The sequence below is a fragment of the Occultella gossypii genome (assembly GCF_019947135.1).
In the GTDB taxonomy this organism is placed as follows: domain Bacteria; phylum Actinomycetota; class Actinomycetes; order Actinomycetales; family Beutenbergiaceae; genus Occultella; species Occultella gossypii.
In genome coordinates this window covers 112,855-132,715 of the sequence record NZ_JAGSHT010000003.1, presented here as the reverse complement: position 1 = coordinate 132,715, position 19,861 = coordinate 112,855, and the positions used below count along the sequence as shown (strand labels likewise).

13 protein-coding genes and 2 tRNA genes are annotated in these 19,861 nt (G+C 70.7%); 6 read left to right on the top strand and 9 right to left on the bottom strand.

What is annotated here, in order from left to right; genetic code table 11:
- Positions 1-92: 92 nt before the first annotated feature.
- Complete coding sequence (locus tag KCQ71_RS03850; RefSeq protein ID WP_223403012.1) at positions 93-3,707, bottom strand: methylmalonyl-CoA mutase family protein; 3,615 nt, start codon at positions 3,705-3,707, stop codon at positions 93-95.
- A 137-nt stretch (positions 3,708-3,844) separates the two neighbouring features.
- On the opposite strand from KCQ71_RS03850, the gene KCQ71_RS03845 reads away from it, so the two are divergent.
- Positions 3,845-4,558 (top strand): hypothetical protein, encoded by a 714-nt coding sequence (locus KCQ71_RS03845; RefSeq protein WP_223403010.1) that lies wholly within the window; start codon positions 3,845-3,847, stop codon positions 4,556-4,558.
- A 383-nt stretch (positions 4,559-4,941) separates the two neighbouring features.
- Here the strand turns inward: KCQ71_RS03845 and KCQ71_RS03840 are convergent.
- Positions 4,942-5,015 (bottom strand) — tRNA-Ile (locus KCQ71_RS03840).
- Between the two features lie 49 nt (positions 5,016-5,064).
- Between KCQ71_RS03840 and KCQ71_RS03835 the strand changes: the two genes are divergently transcribed.
- Together KCQ71_RS03835 and KCQ71_RS03830 are read left to right on the top strand one after the other, a co-directional pair.
- Positions 5,065-5,565 carry a hypothetical protein gene (locus tag KCQ71_RS03835; protein WP_223403008.1) on the top strand — a complete coding sequence of 167 codons (501 nt, stop codon included), beginning with the start codon at positions 5,065-5,067 and terminating at the stop codon, positions 5,563-5,565.
- 64 nt (positions 5,566-5,629) lie between these two features.
- Positions 5,630-5,705, top strand: a tRNA-Asn gene (locus KCQ71_RS03830).
- A 307-nt stretch (positions 5,706-6,012) separates the two neighbouring features.
- Here KCQ71_RS03830 and KCQ71_RS03825 read toward each other — a convergent pair.
- The 3 genes from KCQ71_RS03825 to KCQ71_RS03815 all read right to left on the bottom strand — a co-directional run bounded on the left by KCQ71_RS03825 (position 6,013) and on the right by KCQ71_RS03815 (position 10,846).
- Positions 6,013-7,275, bottom strand: a complete 1,263-nt coding sequence (locus KCQ71_RS03825) for a hypothetical protein (protein ID WP_223403006.1) — start codon at positions 7,273-7,275, stop codon at positions 6,013-6,015.
- 99 nt (positions 7,276-7,374) lie between these two features.
- A complete protein-coding gene (dnaG, locus tag KCQ71_RS03820) occupies positions 7,375-9,507 on the bottom strand; it encodes a DNA primase (RefSeq protein ID WP_223403004.1) in 2,133 nt (710 codons plus the stop codon).
- Positions 9,508-9,556: 49 nt separating this feature from the next.
- Positions 9,557-10,846: a deoxyguanosinetriphosphate triphosphohydrolase gene (locus KCQ71_RS03815; protein ID WP_223403002.1), complete on the bottom strand. Its 1,290-nt coding sequence runs from the start codon at positions 10,844-10,846 to the stop codon at positions 9,557-9,559.
- A 95-nt stretch (positions 10,847-10,941) separates the two neighbouring features.
- On the opposite strand from KCQ71_RS03815, the gene KCQ71_RS03810 reads away from it, so the two are divergent.
- Together KCQ71_RS03810 and KCQ71_RS03805 are read left to right on the top strand one after the other, a co-directional pair.
- A complete protein-coding gene (locus KCQ71_RS03810) occupies positions 10,942-12,669 on the top strand; it encodes a glycoside hydrolase family 13 protein (RefSeq protein ID WP_223403000.1) in 1,728 nt (575 codons plus the stop codon).
- Between the two features lie 63 nt (positions 12,670-12,732).
- Positions 12,733-13,203, top strand: coding sequence for a DUF5956 family protein (locus KCQ71_RS03805; protein WP_223402997.1), 471 nt, complete (start codon positions 12,733-12,735; stop codon positions 13,201-13,203).
- A gap of 15 nt (positions 13,204-13,218) precedes the next feature.
- On the opposite strand, the gene KCQ71_RS03800 is transcribed toward KCQ71_RS03805, so the two are convergent.
- The 3 genes from KCQ71_RS03800 to KCQ71_RS03790 all read right to left on the bottom strand — a co-directional run bounded on the left by KCQ71_RS03800 (position 13,219) and on the right by KCQ71_RS03790 (position 17,152).
- On the bottom strand, positions 13,219-14,091 hold the full coding sequence (locus tag KCQ71_RS03800) for a sugar ABC transporter permease (RefSeq protein ID WP_223402995.1): 873 nt from the start codon (positions 14,089-14,091) through the stop codon (positions 13,219-13,221).
- A 1-nt stretch (position 14,092) separates the two neighbouring features.
- Positions 14,093-15,613, bottom strand: a complete 1,521-nt coding sequence (locus KCQ71_RS03795) for an ABC transporter permease subunit (protein WP_223402993.1) — start codon at positions 15,611-15,613, stop codon at positions 14,093-14,095.
- A 279-nt stretch (positions 15,614-15,892) separates the two neighbouring features.
- Positions 15,893-17,152, bottom strand: a complete 1,260-nt coding sequence (locus KCQ71_RS03790; RefSeq protein ID WP_223402991.1) for a sugar ABC transporter substrate-binding protein — start codon at positions 17,150-17,152, stop codon at positions 15,893-15,895.
- A 210-nt stretch (positions 17,153-17,362) separates the two neighbouring features.
- On the opposite strand from KCQ71_RS03790, the gene KCQ71_RS03785 reads away from it, so the two are divergent.
- Positions 17,363-18,385 (top strand): LacI family DNA-binding transcriptional regulator, encoded by a 1,023-nt coding sequence (locus KCQ71_RS03785; RefSeq protein ID WP_223402989.1) that lies wholly within the window; start codon positions 17,363-17,365, stop codon positions 18,383-18,385.
- Between the two features lie 226 nt (positions 18,386-18,611).
- On the opposite strand, the gene dusB is transcribed toward KCQ71_RS03785, so the two are convergent.
- Positions 18,612-19,805 carry a tRNA dihydrouridine synthase DusB gene (gene dusB / locus KCQ71_RS03780; protein WP_223402987.1) on the bottom strand — a complete coding sequence of 398 codons (1,194 nt, stop codon included), beginning with the start codon at positions 19,803-19,805 and terminating at the stop codon, positions 18,612-18,614.
- Positions 19,806-19,861: the final 56 nt, after the last annotated feature.

Here is a 19,861-nt window from a genome sequence, read left to right as displayed (position 1 = left end):
CCCCAGCGCCTCGGTCGATTCGATTTTCCGGCCCAGTCTAGGGGTATCGGCCCAGGTGGCGCCGGGACATCGCGATGGGCAGCTCTGCCCTCTCACATGTTGCGCCGGTACTCCCCGCCGACCAGGTACAGCGCGTGCGTGATCTGCCCCAGCGAGTGCGTCCGGACGGCGGACATGAGCGCCTCGAACAGGTTCCCACCCTCGCGCGCCACCCCCTGCAGGTCCGCGAGCGCGTCGGGTGCCAATCCGTTCCGCCCCGCGCACCAGCGCGCGACCTCGGCGATCTGCTGCTCCTTCTCGGCGGTGGTGCTGCGGATCAGGTCGATCTTTCCGGCGATCCGGCCCGGATCGTCCCGGGGCAGGAACGTGTTCACCCCGACGATCGGCAGCGAACCGTCGTGCTTGCGTGTCTCGTACAGCAGCGACTCGTCCTGGATCCGGCCCCGCTGGTACATGGTCTCCATCGCGCCGAGCACGCCGCCACGGTCGCTGATCGCCTCGAACTCGGCGTAGACGGCCTCCTCCACGAGGTCGGTGAGCTCACCGATGATGAAGCTGCCCTGCCACGGGTTCTCGGTCCGGTTCAGCCCGAGCTCGGCGTTGATGATCATCTGGATCGCCACGGCCCGGCGCACGCTCTCCTCGGTCGGGGTGGTGACGGCCTCGTCGTAGGCGTTCGTGTGCAGGCTGTTGCAGTTGTCGAAGATCGCGTACAGCGCCTGCAGGGTGGTGCGGATGTCGTTGAACTGCACCTCCTGCGCGTGCAGGGACCGGCCCGACGTCTGCACGTGGTACTTCAGCATCTGGCTGCGCGGCCCGGCGCCGTAGCTGTCCCGCATCGCCCGCGCCCAGATCCGCCGCGCCACCCGCCCGATCACCGCGTACTCGGGGTCCATCCCGTTGGAGAAGAAGAACGACAGGTGCGGGGCGATCTCGTCGATGCTCATCCCGCGGGCCAGGTAGTACTCGACGATCGTGAACCCGTTCGCGAGGGTGAACGCGAGCTGCGTGATCGGGTTCGCCCCGGCCTCGGCGATGTGATAGCCGGAGATCGAGACCGAGTAGAAGTTCCGCACCCCGGAGTCGATGAAGTACTGCTGGATGTCCCCCATCATCCGCAGGCCGAACTCGGTGCTGAAGATGCACGTGTTCTGAGCCTGGTCCTCCTTGAGGATGTCCGCCTGCACGGTGCCCCGCACCGCCGCGAGCGTCTGGCTGCGGATCCGCGCGTAGGTCTCGGCGTCGACGAGCTGGTCGCCGGTGACGCCGAGCAGCGCGAGACCGAGACCGTCGTGGCCGGGCGGCAGATCGCCGACGTAGGCGGGTACATCCCGCCCTGCCCGCAGCTGCTCGAGGCGAGCCTGCGCACCCGCCCAGCGCGCGCCGTCGGCCCTCAGGTAGGTCTCCACCTGCTGGTCGATCGCCGCGTTGAAGAACATGGCGAGGATGATCGGCGCGGGTCCGTTGATCGTCATCGAGACCGACGTGGTCGGCGCGCACAGGTCGAAGCCGGAGTACAGCTTCTTCATGTCGTCCAGGGTCGGCACGTTCACGCCGGAGTTACCGACCTTGCCATAGATGTCCGGGCGGGTGGCCGGGTCCTCCCCGTACAGGGTCACCGAGTCGAACGCCGTGGACAGCCGCGCGACCTCCTGGCCGGCACTGAGGTAGTGGAACCGGCGGTTCGTGCGCTCCGGGGTGCCCTCCCCCGCGAACATCCGGGTCGGGTCCTCGCCGGTGCGCCGGTACGGGTAGACCCCGCCCGTGTACGGGAACGCGCCGGGCAGGTTCTCGTGGTGCAGGAACGCGAGCAGGTCCCCCCAGCCGCGGTACGTCGGGGCGGCGACCTTCGGGATCCGGGTGCCGGACAGGGACGTCGAGTAGTTCGCCACCTCGAGATCCTTGCCGCGGACCCGGTAGGTGCCGGTCTCCCCGGTGATCGCGACGAGCCGCCCGGGCCAGGCGAGCAGGAGGTCGCGGGAGTCCTCGCCGAGCCGCCCGACGGCGGAGGTGTAGGCCCGGCGCAGCGCGAGCAGGGTCGGGTCGGGCGGGTGCCCGACGGCGGCCCCGCCGTCCGTGGCGAGGGTCGCGTCGGTCCGTGGGTGCGTCGACTGCCCGAGGGCGTTCGCGCCTTCCGTGGCCAGGGCCGGGTCGGGCGACTTCCCGACGGCGTCGGTGGGGGCGGTACCTGCCTCGCCGAGGTCGGCCCTGCGGTAGGGCGCGAGGGCCTCGGGCAACGCCGGGTCGCCGAGGTCACGCAGCGTGCGCCAGTAGGACTGAGCCGCGTCCGCGGTCTCGACGTCGGCCGCGACCCGGTCCCGCAGGCCACGGCCGGCCTCGGCGATCTCGGCCAGGTAGCGCACCCGCGCGCCGGGGATCAGCGCCGCGGAGCGGGGCTCGCCGCCCGCGGACACCCCACCCGGGTGAGCGTCCCACTCGAGGCGGGCTGCGCCGTCGGCGGCCTCGACCTGCGCGGCGAGCATCGCCCGCAGCCGCTCGAAGACCGCGGTGACCCCGGGGTCGTTGAACTGGCTCGCGATCGTGGGCAGCACCGGGACCTGCTCGGCCGGAATGTCGAACGCGACGCGGTTGCGGCGCCACTGCTTGCGGATGTCACGTAGCGCGTCGGGGGCGCCGCGGCGGTCGTACTTGTTCAGCACGATCAGGTCCGCGTAGTCGACCATGTCGATCTTCTCGAGCTGGCTGGCGGCGCCGTAGTCGCTGGTCATCACGTAGACCGGGATGTCGACGAGTTCCACGATCGCCGAGTCGGACTGCCCGATGCCCGCGGTCTCGACGATGACGAGGTCGAAGCCCGCGGCCTTGAGCAGCGCGATGCAGTCCCCGAGCATCGCGGCGATCGAGGTGTGCTGGCTGCGGGTCGCGATCGAGCGGAGGTGGATCGCGTCGCTGCGCAGGGCGTTCATCCGGATCCGGTCGCCGAGAAGCGCCCCGCCGGTGCGGCGGCGGGTGGGATCGACGGAGAGCACGGCGATGTGGATGTCTGGGAAGGCGGCGAGGAACCGGATCAGGAGCTCGTCGATCACCGAGGACTTGCCGGCGCCGCCGGTGCCGGTGACGCCGAGGACGGGTACGGCGCGACCAGCAGCGGCCTCGGCCCACTCGGAGCGGGCGGCCGTCAGGTCCGCGTCCACCAGCACGCCGTCCTCGATGGCACTGATCGTGCGCGCGAGGGCGACGTCGTCGCCGACGGACGGGACGCCGTCGGGCATCGACGCGGGGCGTCGCGCGGCGCCGGCCCGGGCGATGACGTCGTCGATCATGCCTTGCAGGCCCAGCTGCATGCCGTCGTCGGGGTGGTAGATCCGTTCGACGCCGTACGCCTCGAGCTCGGCGATCTCCGCTGGGGTGATCGTGCCGCCGCCCCCGCCGAAGACGCGCACGTGGCCGGCGTCGGCTTCCCGCAGGCGGTCGACGAGGTAGCGGAAGTACTCCAGGTGCCCGCCCTGGTAGGAGGAGATCGCGATCGCGTCGGCGTCCTCGGCGAGCGCGGCCCGGACGACGTCATCGACGGATCGGTTGTGACCGAGGTGGACCACCTCGGCGCCGCTGGCCTGGATCAGGCGTCGCATGATGTTGATCGCGGCGTCGTGGCCGTCGAACAGGCTGGCGGCCGTGACGAACCGGAGCGGGCTCGCGGCACCCGCGCCCGTTTCCCCGTGGATCCGTTCGGTCGACACGCTCATCTGGCTCCCTCCACACAACGCCGGGCGGATCTTGCGATCGTAACCCTCCAACGCGGTCGCCACATGGCGGGACTGCGACGCGGCGATGCGACACAATGACCGCTAGACCTCGCCGCAGACCACAAGGGGAAACGACCGTGACGAACCCACCTGCCAGCCCGTACGGACCGCCCGACCCGCAGCAGGGCGGCTATGGCCAGCAGCCCGGCTACGGCCAACAGCCCGGCGGCGGAGGCGGCTACGGCCAGCAGCCAGGTGGGGGCTACAGCCAGCCCGGCGGCTACGGTCAGCAGCCCGGCGGCTACGGTCAGCCGAGCGGTGCCCCGGCGGTGCCGCCGGGACCCGGCCAGTACGGCTCGAACCAGGTCGGCGGGAGCCAGTTCGGCGCCAACCAGTACGGCATGCCGTTCGGGCAGACGCCCTACGGTCTCCCGCCCGAGAAGCCGGGGTCGGTGAAGGCGGCCGCGATCATGAGCTGGATCGGCGGTGGCCTCGGGATCCTCCTCGGCTTGATCATCGCGATCGCCGGTGGTGCCCTTGCCAACGACCCGGAGTTCGCCTCGATGCTGCCGGGCGCGACCGGGCTCCTCGTGGGACTCGGTCTCCTCGTCGTCGTGTGGTGCATCGCGGTGATCGTCCTCGCCGTCCTGATGTGGCGCGGCAAGAAGGGCGCGGCGATCGGCCTCGTGGTGATGGGCGGGCTGTACGTCCTGCTGAGCATCGTCTCGGTCGCAACCGGCGACAGTGGCGCGCAGCTCGGTCTCGGGGTCATCTGGGTGATCGTTGTTTCGGCCCTCGCGATCACCAACAGCTCCCGCGCCTGGTACGACCAGCAGGCGGGCATCCGCTAGCCGGTCGTATCGGCGACGGCGTCCGCGGTCCGAGGACCCGGCTGCGCCCCGATCGTGGTCCCGATGACCGCGCCGCCGCCCGGCTCCCCCTGCCCGATCACGCCGATCGGGCAGGGCGAGTTGTCACATCCGCCGCCGGGGTCCGGTCCTTGTTGATGCGTGGGCCGGAGCAGGGGCCGAGTCGCAGGTAAGGACGAGAACCACCGGGTTTCACCGGGGCGGTCGAGAAGCCCGCCACGCCGGAAGCAGAGAGCGACTGGACCCGCTCGTCGTCCCCTCCGGCCCGCGCGAGCGTCGCCGGCCCCCGCGAACGGGTCATAGTGCGGCGCAACGCGGCTGTCCGCCGCATGATGACACCCTCGCGGTGCGGCGAGGAGAACGAGTGCCCCAGGTGGGGCTTGAACCCACGACCGACGGATTATGAGTCCGCTGCTCTGACCGGCTGAGCTACTGGGGCCGACGGCGCACCAGCCTATCGGGCCGCGCAGTGGGTTAGCGTCAGGGGTATGGCTCGATCACGCGAATCCCTGCCCGCTGCGGCTGCCGAGAAACTGCCCGCCGGAGTGCGCCCGCTACTGGTCCAGACGCTCGACGGCGGAGGTTGGGCCGTGCTCGCGCGCGGAAGCGTGCTCGTGGTCACCGAGGACGACCTGGTGCTGGACCGGCCCTGGTCCGACGTGGACCACGGCGATTGGGACGGCGAGACCCTGACGATGACGCTCACCTGGGTGGATGGCACCGCCCCGACCAGGTTGACCCTGACGGAGCAGGCGCCGGCGCGGTTCCCGCTCCTGATCCGCGAGCAGGTGGAGCACTCGCTGGTCCAGGTCATCACCGAGAAGGCGCCCGGTGGCGGCCAGCTGCGGGCCGCCGTCAGGCGCGGAGCGGACGGCGAACTGTTCTCCCAGGTGACGGCGTCCGGCAAGGTGCGCAGCGGGCCTGCCCTGGAGGCTCAGATCGCGGACCTCGAGCGGCGGATCCGCTCCGCCGTCGGGCTCCAGCCCTGACGGTCGCGGACGGCGACCGGCGGGCCGGAGCACCCCGCGGGGACTGTTAGTATTCTCAGCGCGATCCCTCGTAGCTCAATTGGCAGAGCATCCGACTGTTAATCGGACGGTTACTGGTTCGAGTCCAGTCGAGGGAGCCAGCGCAAGGCCCGGAATCCACGAGATTCCGGGCCTTCTCTCATTGGGGCCTGCAGCGCGCCCCGACCGGCCCGGACCGGACCCTCGCCCCGGCACGGGACCTCGCACGGTCCGGTCTCGAGGTGAAGGTCCGGTCTCGCCGGGTCGGCGTGCGCTGCGGGCGGGCGCGGACGTGATGCTCGCCACATACGGGTCGCCCCGGTCGTCATCGCGGGCGCCTCGGACACGCCGCAGGGCGTGACCCCCGGGTGGGAGTCACGCCCTGCGTGGTTCGGTCGAGACAGGCCTACCTCACGGCGCCTGCTCCGATCACCCAGCCGCCTCGAAGTAGAGGGTGTTACCCGCCTCGTCGATGAAGCCCCACTGACCCTGACCATCGTCGTCCGCCGGGATCTCCAGACCCCAGTTGCCGGAGGCGGATGCGCCCGGTGCGACGTCGTCGAGCTGGTAGGCGTCATCGGGCACGACCGCGAGGGTGCTCTCGTAGATCTCACCGTCCGTGGCCAGGTAGCCGATCCCGACGCTGTTGTACAGGTTCAGCGCTGCGGCACCGTTGTTCGTGCCGGTCACCCGGATCATCGCGTACCGGAAGCCGTCCGGCGGCGGGTCCGAGCCCTCACCGGCGACCAGGTCGTTCGCGTCCGGGACGAATTCGCTCAGTGAGAGCGACCAGTCTCCGAGCGTGCCGGTCTCCCCGAACGGGAGGATGTCACCGGAGGCCGACGGCATGTCCGTCGGGTCCTCGTCTGTCGGCTCGTCGGTAGGCTCGTCCGTCGGTGCGTCGGTCGTCGGCTCCTCGGTCGTGGGAGCCTCGCTCGTCGTCGTGGGAGATCCGGTCGGGTCCTCGCCGCCGTCCCCGCGGGTCGCGACGTACACGCCGACGGCGATCAGGGCGATGATCACGACCGCGGCCACCCAGGTGTACCACTGGGCGTACCAGGGCTTGGGTCCCTGCGGAGGCTGGCCACCCCCGTAGCCACCGCCGCCGGCTCCGTAACCCGGCTGCCCGTACCCGGGCTGCTGCCCGTACGCGCCGGGCTGCTGCTGCCCGTAGCCGCCGCTGGACTGGCCGTAGCCGCCCGCGCCGGCGTCAGGCTGCTGACCGTAGCCCGGCTGCCCATAGCCCGGCTGCTGCGCGCCAGGCTGCTGTCCGTAGCCCGGCTGCTGCGCGCCAGGCTGCTGTCCGTAGCCAGGCTGCTGCGCGCCGGGCTGCTGTCCGTAGCCAGGCTGTTGCCCGCCGGGTTGCTGTCCGTAACCGGGCTGCTGCCCGTAGTCCGGTTGGCCCATCGCCTGTGCTCCCATCGCTTGTTGCGGCCCTGCGCCGGCTTGGTCCGGCGGGGGTGTCGGTTGCCCGTAACCGGGCTGGCTCGGCGGCGTCTGCTGCCCGTGACCGGGCTGGGAGCCGGCGCCGTACGAACTCGGGTTGTACAGCGTGGTCTCCTCGAACGCCTCCGGCGGGAGTGACGACTGCGCGTCCCCCGATGACGTTCCACCGATCGACTCCGTTGGCGGTTCACCGTTCCCTGCTGGGTCGGTGGAGCCGCCCTGTCCTTGCGGCGGGTTCTCACTCATGGCTCAGAACCCTAGGCCACCAGGCTGGGAGCCGCAGTGCAGCGCAAGGATAGACCTGCCCGTCCGGCCGGTTGCCGTCGCCTTCGGCGTCGAGCGCCGTCAGGCGTCGGTGAGCAGGGAACGACGGCGTTCCTCCAGTTCGAGCAGTCGGCCGAAGGTCGCCGCGTACGCCTCGTCCGCCGGGTCCATCCGCTGCAGCCTGCCTTTGGCGTCGGCGATCTCCCGGGTGACGCCCAGGCGCAACAACGCCACCAGGACCCCGTGCGCGTAGCCGCCGAGGGCCTCTGGCCGGTCCTCGGGCAGCGGTGCGACCGCCAGTTCGGTGACAAGCACGCCGACGGGGCCGATCGCGGCCTCGCGGACCTGCTCGTTCCACGCCGCCGCCGCCCGGGAGTTGGCCTCGCCTCCGGCACCACGTGCCGAGGCGTCCCCGGCGAGCTCACCGAACGCGCGAACTCCCCCGGCGGCGCGGATCGCGTCATGCACCGCCCGGTGGGCGGGCACCACGAAGGTGTCCGCGCCGAGCTCGTCGAAGGACGTGGCCAGCGCGAACTGCGGGAGCTGGAGGACGACCTCGAGGACCTGCCGCTCCAGGCGCGCCACCGGGTCGTCGCGGTGGGACGCGCCGAACCCGGAGTCGGACCCGCCATACCCACCCTGGCTGTCCTGACCCCGCTGACCACTCGAGTCCCGCTGCCCGTTGGAGGAGCCGCCGCCATACCCGTTGCGACCGCTCTGGCCGCCGCCGTACCCGTCGCGACCGTTCTGACCGCCACGACCGCCGGCCGGTCCGCCCTGGCCGCCGCGGCCGCCCGCGGCGCCGTCCACCCCGGGCCGCCCCTGTGCCGACGGCGCCGGCGGAGGGTTCCGCGCGGTCCGCGTGACGTCGCGGCGCACCGAGGCCTCGTCCATGCCGAGCCAGCCGGCGAGCTCTCGGGCGTACTCCCCGCGCAGGGCGTGGTCGCGGATCCGGGCGACCACCGGAACCCCGGCGCGCAGCCCTGCGACGCGACCCTCAGCGGTGTCCAGGTCGACCTGGCGCAGCACGGACCGGATCGCGAACTCGAACAGCGGCTCGCGCCCACCGACCAATTCCCGGACCGCCGCGTCGCCGCGCTGCTGCCGCAGGTCGCAGGGGTCCATCCCGTTGGGCTCCACCGCGACGAACGTCTGGGACGCGAACTGCTGGTCCTCGGAGAACGCCCGGAGCGCCGCCTTCTGCCCGGCGGCGTCGCCGTCGAAGGTGAAGATCACCTCGCCGCCGCGCGCCCCGCCGGTCGCGAGCATCACCCCGGCCGCGGCGTCCGCGGTGTCCCCGAGCAGGCGACGCACGATCCGGATGTGGTCGGTGCCGAACGCGGTGCCGCAGGTGGCCACGGCCGTCGGCACCCCCGCCAGGTGCATCGCCATCACGTCGGTGTAGCCCTCGACCACGACCACCTGCTTGGACTTCGCTATCTCCCGCTTCGCCAGGTCGATCCCGTACAGGACCTGGGACTTCTTGTAGATCGTGGTCTCGGGGGTGTTCAGGTACTTGGGGCCCGGGTCGTCCTCGTAGAGCTTCCGGGCGCCGAACCCGACGACATCCCCGGACAGATCCCGGATCGGCCACATGAGGCGGCCCCGGAACCGGTCGTAGGAGCCGCGGTTGCCCTGGGACAGCAGACCCGACGCCGTCAGTTCCGCCTCGGTGAAGTGCTTGCCGCGCAGGTGCCGGGTCAGGTTGTCCCAGCCCTTGGGGGCATACCCGACCCCGAACGTGGCCGCGGCGGTCCTGTCGAAGCCACGCTCGGCCAGGAACGACCGGCCCGCCTCCGCCTCCGGCGTGGCCAACTGCTCCACGAAGTACTCCGCCGCGACGCGGTGCGCCTCGATCAGTCGCTGGCGCCGACCCGGCTGTTCCCGCGGACGGTTCGCGCCGCCGTCGTCCTCGTATCGCAACTGCAGCCCGACCCGGCCGGCGAGGTGCTCCACGGCCTCGGCGAACGTCAAGTGGTCGATCTTCTGAACGAACGAGATGACGTCCCCGCCCTCGTCGCAGCCGAAGCAGTGCCACAGGCCCAGTTGCGGGCGCACGTGGAAGGAGGGGGTGCGCTCGTCGTGGAACGGGCACAGGCCCTTCATCGACCCGACGCCGGCGCTGCGCAGTGTCACGTGCTGGCCGACGATCTCCTCGATCCGGGCCCGTTCGCGCACTGCCGCGATGTCCTCGCGTCGGATCAGGCCTGCCATGGGCCGAGTGTAAGCCGGATCCGCGGGGGTACCGGCGCGGCGGCGGGGCTCAGATCTCGGTGCCCGCGTCCGGGCCGCACAACTGGGCGTGCCACTGCAGGGCGGACAGGTCCGTGAGCGAGGCGACCTGGTCGATGACCACCCGTAGCCGGATGTCGTCATCGGTGGCCTCGGACCAGTCCTCGGCGAAGATCTCGGCGAGGGCGAGCTCGGCGCGGTCGTAGAGCACGGCGACCAGGTCGGTGAGGATGAGCCGCTGCCGGCGGAACACCGGGTCATGCTCGCGGGGGGCCATCACGAACGCGGCCGCGACCCCCTTGAGCACTGTGATCTCGGCGAGGACGTGATCGGGCACGATGAGGTTGCCGTCGTAGCGGATCAGCGGGCCGTCGCCGTAGGTGGCCCGGGTGGCCCGGGCGGAGGAGTCGCAGAACCGGCCGATGAGCTGGCTGGTCATGTCCTTCAGCGCGGCGAGCCCGCGGCGGGTGCCGTCGTACCGGTGCACCCAGTAGTCCAGCGCGCTGAGCTCGTCCATCGCGGTGAACAGGACCTCGTCGGACAGCGCCGGGGCGTACCAGTCCCGGATCTGGGCGACGATCCGCTCGCGGGCCTCGTCCTCCCCCAACCGGCGCAGATCCACCCGGCCGGAGAACACCGCGTCCTCGACGTCGTGCACGGAGTAGGAGATGTCGTCGGCGAGGTCCATGACCTGCGACTCGATGCACCGCACCCCGTCCGGGGCGCCCTCCCGCAGCCAGGCGAAGACGGGGGCGTCGTCGACGTAGACGCCGAACTTGCCCGACGGCGTCCCGTCCGCCCTTGGTGGTGCGTCCGCCGCCGACCACGGGTACTTCGTGGCCGCGTCCAGGCTGGCGCGGGTCAGGTTCAGACCCACGCCCAGGCCGTCGGGCGTGAACACCTTCGGCTCGAGCCGGGTGAGCAGCCGCAGGGTCTGCGCGTTGCCCTCGAACCCGCCGATGCCGGCGGCGACCTGCGCCAGGGCGACCTCGCCGTTGTGCCCGAACGGCGGGTGCCCCAGGTCGTGCGCGAGGCACGCGGTGTCCACCACGTCCGGGTCGCAGCCGAGGGACTTCCCGAGTTCCCGGCCCACCTGCGCCACCTCGAGGGAGTGCGTCAGGCGGGTCCGGGCGAAGTCGTCCGTGCCGGGTCCGAGGACCTGGGTCTTGGCCCCGAGCCGGCGCAGCGCGGAGGAGTGCACCACCCGGGCGCGGTCCCGCTCGAAGGGCGTGCGTGCGGCAGATTTGCCCGGCTCGGCGAGCCAGCGGTCGGTGTCCGCGACGTCGTAGCCTCCGATGAGGCGATGAGGTTGGGCCGGCACGGCCTCAGACTACTTGCGAACCGCGATCGGGCCGGCAACGGCTGGGGACATCGCGCCGATTTCCCTCCGGGCACGGCCGGGATGACAATGGCCGGATGTTGACCGAGGACACGCCCGACGTTCGTACCACCCTCATCCATCGGGCCGACTCCCCGGGCGGTCAGTGGTGGCGCAGCGCCGTGATCTACCAGGTGTATCCGCGGTCCTTCGCGGACTCGGACGGCGACGGGATCGGCGACCTGCCCGGCATCACCGCGCGCCTCGGCCACCTCAGCAGGCTCGGCGTCGACGCCGTCTGGCTCTCGCCCTTCTACACCTCCCCCCAGCACGACGCGGGCTACGACGTCGCCGACTACCGGCAGGTGGACCCGCTGTTCGGGACCCTGGAGGACGCGGACGCACTCCTCGCCCGGGCCCGCACGCTCGGCCTGCGGGTGCTCGTGGACCTGGTGCCGAACCACACCTCGGACGAGCACGCCTGGTTCCGTGCGGCGCTGCCCGCGCCGGCCGGGTCCCCCGAGCGGGAGCGGTACATCTTCCGCGACGGCCGCGGACCGGACGGGGCCGAGGCGCCGAACAACTGGCGCAGCGTGTTCGGCGGGCCGGCCTGGACGCGGGTCACCGATGCCGACGGCACCCCCGGTCAGTGGTACCTGCACCTGTTCGACGTCCATCAGCCGGACCTGAACTGGGAGAACGAGGAGGTCCGAGCGGAGTTCGAGGCGATCCTGCGGTTCTGGCTCGACCGGGGCGTGGACGGCTTCCGCGTCGACGTGGCGCACGGGCTGGTCAAGGACCAGGGCTTCGAGGACTGGGCCGGGCACGCCGAGATGATCGCCGGCGACGATGCCGGTGAGGAGGGCGTCGGGCCGGCACCGATGTGGGACCAGCCCGGGGTGCACGAGATCTATCGGCGATGGCACGAGGTGCTCGCCTCCTACGACGGCGACCGCGCCCTGGTCGCTGAGGCGTGGGCGGACACCGACGAGGCGATGGCCCGCTACATCCGCCCGGACGAGATGCACCAGGCGTTCAACTTCGACTTCCTCTGCACCGAGTGGTCCGCGCCCGCCCTGAAGGACTCCATCACCGAGGGCTTGGCGGCCTGCGACTCCGTCGGCGCACCGACCACCTGGGTGCTCTCCAACCACGACGTGGTGCGGGCCACCTCCCGGCTCGGCCTGCCGACCACGGGCAAGGGTCCGAACGGGATCGGTGCGGACGACCCGCAGCCGGACGCCGACCTGGGCGCCCGCCGGGCTCGCGCCGCCGCCCTGCTGATGTTCGCTCTGCCGGGCTCGGCCTACATCTACCAGGGCGAGGAGCTCGGGCTGCCCGAGCACACCGCCCTGCCCGGCGACGTGCGCCAGGACCCGGCGTTCTGGCGGTCCGGGTACACCGAGAAGGGCCGGGACGGCTGCCGGGTACCGCTGCCGTGGGAGGCGGACGCCCCGGCGTTCGGGTTCTCCCCCACCGGCGCCTCCTGGCTGCCACAGCCGACGGCGTGGGCCGCGTTCGCACTCGACGCCCAGAAAGGCGTGGCCGGCTCCAGCTACGAACTGTTCCGCAAGGCCCTGCGACTGCGCCGCGAGTTCGACCTCGGCACCGGGTCGCTCGCCTGGGTCGAAGGGTCGTGGGGGCCCGAGCAGGGACTACTGGTGTTCACGAACCGCCAGGTCATCGTTGCCGTCAACCTCAGCGACGGCCCGATCCCGCTGCCGGACGGGCTCGACGTGATCCTCGCCAGCGGCGAGCTCCGCGGCGAACTGGGGCACCAGGCCCTGCCCGCCGACACCGCCGTGTGGGCGGTGCTCGAAGACTGAGGCGACCGGCCGCCGTCGGGTATCACCTGCGGGCCAGGGTCGCGAAACTGTAACGTCCCACAGATGAATAGCACTCCAGCGAGCCGACACCCGGCGCGATGGCAGGAGATGGTTGACGACCGGGCCCGTCCCGGCAACTGGGTTCCGCTGCCGGAGAACGGGCTCGGTGCCCTGATGGCGTTCGCCGCCGGGGCCGGTTATGCACGCCCCGCCGTCGGCATGGTGCCGCGGCCCATCCGGGTCACACTCGAGCGGCCCGGCTCACCCCCGGTCTACTGGGAGGAGGAGCGAGGGTCGGAGGACACTGCGATCATCATCGAGTCGATCGCCGAGTATCTCGCCGAGGCCGGCATCGCTGCCGCTCCCTTGACCGCGTGGGAGATCCTCCTGCCGGAGGGGGTGACCGGCGCTGACCTGGAACAACGCACCGGCAAGGCCATGGCACGGACGAACGCTGGTCCGGGTGGCCCGCTGACGCACGACGAGGTCGACGCGATCGTCCGCACGGTCCAGGAAGCCGTCCAGGGTTCGTGATGTCCCAGGTGCGGCTCAGCCCTTGACCGAGCCCGCCGTCAGTCCGCCGACGATGTAGCGCTGCAGGAACAGGAACAGCAGCAGGATCGGCACCGCGCTGATCACGGCACCGGCCGCGAAGATCCCCCAACGTGCGTCGAACTGGCCTGCGATGAACCGGGCCAGGCCGACGGAGATCGTGAGCTTGTCCTGATCCTGGAGCACGATCCCGGCGAGGATGTAGTCCGAGAACGTGCCCACGAAGGACAACAGGGCCACCACGGCCAACACGGGCGCGACGAGCCGCAGGATGATCGTGAAAAAGATCCGGGCGTGCCCCGCGCCGTCGATCTTGGCGGCCTCATCCAGTTCCTTCGGAACCGAGTTGAAGAACCCGTACATCAGGAACGTGTTCGCCCCCAGCGCCCCACCGAGGTAGACGCAGATCAGCGCGAGTCGGGAGTTCAGCCCGAGGATCGGGACCACGTCGCGCAGGCTCAGCAGCAGCAGGAAGATCGCGATGAACGCGAGCATCTGCGGGAACATCTGGACCAGGAGCAGGAACGTCAGGCCACCACGCCGCCCGGCGAACCGGAACCGGGAGAACGCGTAGGCCGCGGAGGCAGCCATCAACACCGTGGCCACGGCGGTCACACCACCGATCACGAGGGTGTTCACGATCCATTGTGGGAAGTAGGTCTGGAACAGCGCCTCGTACTGGATTGTGGTGACGTCTTCGAAGAGGGTGTTCGACCCCGTGAGCGTGCCCCGCTCGGACAACGACGCGGACAAGACGTACACGATCGGGAATGCGGCGTAGATGATGGCGATCACGGCCACCAGGTAGCGCCAGCTGACCTCGCGCCACCAGCGGCGGCCCTTCATCTGGACGTATGCCTCGGCAGCCATCTCAGAGCACCTCCTCGAGCTTGCGGGTCTGTCTGAAGCCGAGCCAGGAGATCAGGCCGACCATGATGAAGATCATGATGGCCATCGCGGAGGCCAGGCCGAACTGCTGCGTGCCCGACTCGAAGGCCACGGAGTAGACGAGCGAGATCAGGATGTCCGTGGCGCCCACGGCGATCGGCGAGCCCGGGAAGTTCGGGCCGCCCTCGGTGACGAAGTAAATCAGGTTGAAGTTGTTGAAGTTGAAGGCGAACGAGGCGATCAGCAGCGGCGCCACGGAGATCATCAGGAGCGGCAGCGTGATGGACCGGAACACCCGCCCGGCCCGGGCACCGTCGATCTTGGCCGCCTCGTACACGTCCGACGAGATCGCCTGCAGGGCGCCAGTGGTGATGATGAACATGTACGGGAAGCCGAGCCAGAGGTTCACGCCGATGATCGACAGTTTGGCCAGCCAGGGGTCGGTCAGCCACGGGATCTCCGCGCCGCCGAGCAGGACCTGGTTGATGAATCCGAATCTTCGGTTGAGCAGGCCGGCCCAGACAAGGCCGGCGAGGATCCCGGGGAACGCGTACGGCAGGATCAGCAACGAGCGGATGACCCTGCGGCCGCGCACGGCCGGGTGGTTGAACGCGATCGCGAAGAACAGGCCGAGGAAGAACGTGGTGGCCACGGACAGGAACGCGAACGCGAACGTCCAGACCAGGACGGACAGGAATGGCCCGCTCAGCCGGGAGTCGGTGAACATCTTCGTGAAGTTCTCGAACCCCACTCCGACCCGCCAGCCGACCAGGAGCGTCGAGCCGTCCTCGGCCTGGAAGGACCCCTCGCCGTTGTCGGTGTAGACGACGCCGGTGTCGGTGTCCGTGATGGTGCCCGTGGCCTCGTCGTAGGTGAGGACCGAGCGGTGCAGATACCCGGTGGAACCGTCCTGGGTGCGGATGCTGCCCTCGTCGACGTCGTCGAACCCGACCCGCAGGGACGTGATCTCGTTCTGCTGCTCGAGGACCTCGCCGAAGGTGAGGACGTCGTAGCCGGGGACCTCGGTGACGTCACCGTCGGTGATGCTGGCGTCCGGCGCGTCCGCGAAAGCCTGCTCCGCTGTGCCGACCAGTACGGCACCGTCGTCGATGATCGCGAAGCCGAGTTCGCCGTCGGGCCCGGAGACCACGGTCAACGGGTAGCTCGGCGAGTCCGGCACCCGATTCTCGTTCTGTGCCAGGTTCGCCGCGACCGCGTCCTCGCGGGAGGCGTTGTGGCCGGTGCCGTAGTTGGTGAAACTGATGTAGGCGGTGAAGGCGATCGTGAACAGTTGGAAGACGAGCAGGAAGACCAGGCCGGGGAAGAGGTACTTGCCGGCGATCATGCGCCGGGAGAAGTAGACCCAGTTGGCCACCACGAGGATGACCACCATCGCGGCGAGGACGCCCCAGTGGCCGACCTGCCAGGCCGAGAAGACCACGAACAGTCCGAGGGCGTTGATCAGCGCCAGGATCACGAGCTTGACCAGGAAGAACCGTCCCATCTCGCGAGCGTGCGAGGTGGTGCCGCGGCCGACCGCCGCGCGTTCTGCGGCCGCCGCCTCATCCGGATCAGGCCGTGCGGCGCCACTCGTCCTGTCCGCCGCGTCGCGGCCGTTCATGCGTGCCAAGAGGGCCTCCCGGGCGTGGCACGCGGCGTCGCGTGCGTGGGTCTGAACTGTCGGACCAGCTCCGCGCCGGCCCTCGGGATATCCCGGAGTTGCGGCGCGGGGGTGGGCTGTGGGGTGGACCGGCCGCCCGTCGCGGCCGGCCCACCCGCCTGGTCAGGCGGCGTCGACCGCGCCCTGGATGTTCTCCACCATCGTGGCCCAGGCCGCGGCCGGGTCGGTGGCGACACCGGAGACCAGGTTCGCCTCGGTGACCCCCCAGAACTCCCACACGGCGTTCATCTGCGGCAGCGACGGCATCGGCACGCCGATCTCGCCGGCGGCGACGAAGCCGGCCACGATCGGGTCGTCAGAGACGGCCTCGGCTGCCGTCGTCAGCGCCGGGATGCGGTCACCGGTCTCGTACAGGGCCACCTGGACGTCCTCGGTGGCCGCGTAGTTGACCAGGAACTCGTTCGCGAGGATGGCGTTCTCGGAGTACGAGCTGATGTAGAAGCCCTGGACGCCCACGAACGGCGCGGCCGGCTGACCGCCAGCGCTCGGAATGGGCAGGACTGAGACGTCGAGGCCGGCGTCGGTGAACGGGGCGATGTTCCACGGGCCGGTGATCATGTACGGGGACTCGCCGTTGGCGAACGCCTCACGAGCGATGTCACTGGTGATCGCGGTGTCGAGCACACCGGAGCCGGCCTGGCCGATCGAGGCGAGGTATTCCGCGAAGGCGGTGCCGCCGTCGCCGCCGAGCGCGAGCTCGGGGATGTAGGAGCCGGTGTCGTCGGTGGCGAACACCGGGGCGCCGAAGGACGTCTGCAGCGGGTACATGTGGAACGCGTCGCCCTCCTCGCCCATCTGGATCAGCACCGGGTACTCGGCACCGGAGGCCTGGCCCTGCGCGATCAACTCGTCGAAGGTCGCGGGCGTGTCCGAAGCCAGCGCGTTGTTGCGCACCAGGGCGACGTTCTCGATGCCGTACGGGACGCCGTAGACCTGGCCCTCGTAGGTGAAGGCATTGACAGCGACCTCGGCGAACTCCGCCGCAACGTCACCGAGCTCCACCGGGGACACGAGGCCGTTGGTGACGAGCTCGCCGGACCAGTCGTGGGCGCCGACGATGATGTCCGGACCCTCCCCGGTGGGCGCCTGCGTGATGAATTCGGGCCTGATGTCGTCGAAGTTCTTCTCGACGATCTCGACCGTGACGCCCTTGTCCTGCTCGAACTGGGCCACGATGTCGGTGAGCGCCGCCGCACGGAACTCGTCCGCCCAGATGGTGAGGGTGCCGGCCGAGCCGCCGTCCTCGGTGGTCTCCTCGGCACCGGCGGTGGTCTCTTCCTCGCCGCTACCCGTTCCGCCACCGCAAGCGGCCAGGGCCATGGTGAGGCCCACCGCCGCGGTGATGACAATGCTCCGTCGCATCCGACTCTCCTGAAATGTGTCCACGTATGTGGCAACGCGGGGCAGTTTGTGACCACAGCGTCGCCCGGATGACGAGACCGTAACCGCTCCGGCTTGGATCTTGCAAGTCCTTGCTGTAACTTTCAGTCCGTCGTTACAGAACCGTTGTCACGGCGGCCCCCCGGCCAAGTACCCTGCGGGACGGACCGCTGCCCAGGACAAGGAGGTCCAGTGCCCACGCGCACCACGCTCACCGATCTGGCCGAACAGGCCGGCGTCAGCACCGCCACCGTGTCCCGGGTGCTGAACGGCAAGGCCGGCGTCTCCGCGGACACCCGCCAGGCCGTGCTCGCGGCGCTGGACGTGCTCGGTTACGAGCGCCCGGAGAAACTGCGACGCCGGTCCGCCGGCCTGATCGGGCTGGTGGTCCCGGAACTGACGAACCCGGTGTTCCCGAACTTCGCCCAGAAGATCGAGTCCGCACTCGCCCACGCCGGGTACACCCCCTTGCTGTGCACGCAGTCCCCCGGCGGCACCACCGAGGACGAGTATGTCCAGATGCTTCTCGACCACGGGGTGGACGGGATCATCTTCGTATCCGGACTCCACGCGGACACGCAGGCCGCGCCGGACCGCTACCAGCGGCTACGCAGCCTCGGCACCCCGTTGGTGCTCGTGAACGGCTTCGTGGCCGAGCTGGACGCGCCCTCGATCTCCTCCGACGACGTCGGCAGCATGGACCTGGCGGTCCGGCATCTGATCTCCCAGGGCCACGCCAAGATCGGCCTGGCGATCGGCCCGCAGCGGTTCCTGCCGGCGACCCGCAAGATGGAGGGGTTCAGCCGCGCCCTGTCCGAGCGACTCGGCATCACCGACGCCTCACCACACATCGCGACCAGCCTGTTCAGCGTGGAGGGCGGCCAGGCCGCTGCCACCGAGCTGCTCGAGAGCGGTCACACCGCGATCGTGTGCGGCTCGGACCTGATGGCGCTCGGCGCGATCCGGGCGGTGCGTTCGCGAGGCCTGTCCGTGCCCGAGGATGTCTCCGTGGTCGGCTACGACGACTCGCCGCTGATGGCGTTCACGGACCCGCCGCTGACCACGATCCGCCAGAGTGTGGACGCGATGTCGATGGCCGTGGTGAACACCATGCTCGCCGAGATCGCCGGCGCGAACCCGCCGCGCACGGAACTGCTGTTCAGCCCGGAACTGATCGTCCGGGACTCCACGGCGGCCTGCCCGCGCCCATCCTGACCACGCCTCCGCTGCCCCACTGCCCCCTCGACCCGCTCGACCCCGCTCGACCCGCTCGAGGGTGCGATCCTGCGGCGGACGGCCCGGATCCGCCGCACAATGACACCCTCAGCCACGTCCGGCGGAGGTCGCAGCCGCCGAGGGTCGATCCTGCGGCCGATGGAGCCGATGAGCCGCACGATGACTCTCTCGACTGGGTTCTGAGGTCTGGGCGCCGCTCCCGGCGTCAGCCGCCGGAGACGCTGAGCTCGGCCTCGGCGAGCATCTCGCGCAAGCCGGCGTCGATGGCCCTCGAGTCCAGCCAACCTTGGGGCACGTGCGGCACCTTCGGGGTGCCGGCGCGCCCGCGTGGCCCCTCGGCGCCCTCGCCCGGATAAGGCTGCGCGAGCTCGAGTGCGCCGAGCCGCTCGTCGAGTTCGTCGAGCGTGGAGACCATGCCGAGCGCGGCTCGCGCCTCGCCGCCCACCACGTAGCCCTTGAGGTACCAGGACATGTGCTTGCGCAGCTCCCGCAGCGCCTTCAGCTCCTCGCCGAAGTGCGCCACCATCAGGTCCGCGTGCCGGCGGATCACCGACGCGACCTCGCCGAGGCCCGGCTGGATCCGCGCGTCCGAGCCGGCGAACGCGGAGACCAGATCGGCGAACAGCCACGGCCGGCCCTGGCAGCCACGCCCGACAACGACGCCGTCGCAGCCGGTGTGCGCGACCATCGCGAGCGCGTCCTCGGCGGACCAGATGTCCCCGTTGCCGAGCACCGGCACGTCGGTGACGGCTTCCTTGAGCGCGGCGATCGCGTCCCAGTGGGCGGTGCCGGAGTAGTAGTCGGCGGCGGTGCGCGCGTGCAGCGCGACGGCGGCCACGCCCGCGTCCTGGGCACGGCGCCCGGCATCGAGATAGGTGAGGTGGTCCGCGTCGATGCCCATCCGCATCTTGATGGTGACCGGCACGTCGGAGCCCGCAGTCGCCTCCACGGCGGCGCTGACGATCGCGGTGAACAGCTCGCTCTTCCAGGGCAGCACGGCTCCCCCGCCCTTGCGGGTCACCTTGGGCACCGGGCAGCCGAAGTTCAGGTCGATGTGGTCGGCGCGGTCCTCGGTGACCAGCATCCGGGTGGCCGCCCGCACGGTCGCCGGGTCCACGCCGTACAGCTGCACGCTGCGCACGCCCTCGCCCTCGTCGTGGGAGATGATCCGCATCGACTCCGGGGTCCGCTCCACGAGCGCCCGCGAGGTCACCATCTCCGCGACGTACAGGCCCACCGGCGCAAGATTGCCCTCGAGCTCGGCCGCCCGCTCAGGGGGCAGCGCACCGGCCGCGGCGTCCCGGCACAGGGTCCGGAACGGCGCGTTCGTGACCCCCGCCATGGGCGCGAGGATCACCGGGGTGCCCACCTCGATGGGCCCGATACGTAGGGACGTCACCGCACGATTGTCTCAGGTGCCGCAGCCGATGCCCGACGGCGGTGGCTCGCTCGCGC

Coding starts and splice junctions, on each gene's coding strand:
- KCQ71_RS03850 (WP_223403012.1), bottom strand. CDS start 3,707: ATGAGCGTGTCGACCGAACGGATCCACGGGGAAACGGGCGCGGGTGCC.
- KCQ71_RS03835 (WP_223403008.1), top strand. CDS start 5,065: ATGGCTCGATCACGCGAATCCCTGCCCGCTGCGGCTGCCGAGAAACTG.
- KCQ71_RS03825 (WP_223403006.1), bottom strand. CDS start 7,275: ATGAGTGAGAACCCGCCGCAAGGACAGGGCGGCTCCACCGACCCAGCA.
- dnaG (WP_223403004.1), bottom strand. CDS start 9,507: ATGGCAGGCCTGATCCGACGCGAGGACATCGCGGCAGTGCGCGAACGG.
- KCQ71_RS03810 (WP_223403000.1), top strand. CDS start 10,942: ATGTTGACCGAGGACACGCCCGACGTTCGTACCACCCTCATCCATCGG.
- KCQ71_RS03805 (WP_223402997.1), top strand. CDS start 12,733: ATGAATAGCACTCCAGCGAGCCGACACCCGGCGCGATGGCAGGAGATG.
- KCQ71_RS03800 (WP_223402995.1), bottom strand. CDS start 14,091: ATGGCTGCCGAGGCATACGTCCAGATGAAGGGCCGCCGCTGGTGGCGC.
- KCQ71_RS03795 (WP_223402993.1), bottom strand. CDS start 15,613: ATGGGACGGTTCTTCCTGGTCAAGCTCGTGATCCTGGCGCTGATCAAC.
- KCQ71_RS03790 (WP_223402991.1), bottom strand. CDS start 17,152: ATGCGACGGAGCATTGTCATCACCGCGGCGGTGGGCCTCACCATGGCC.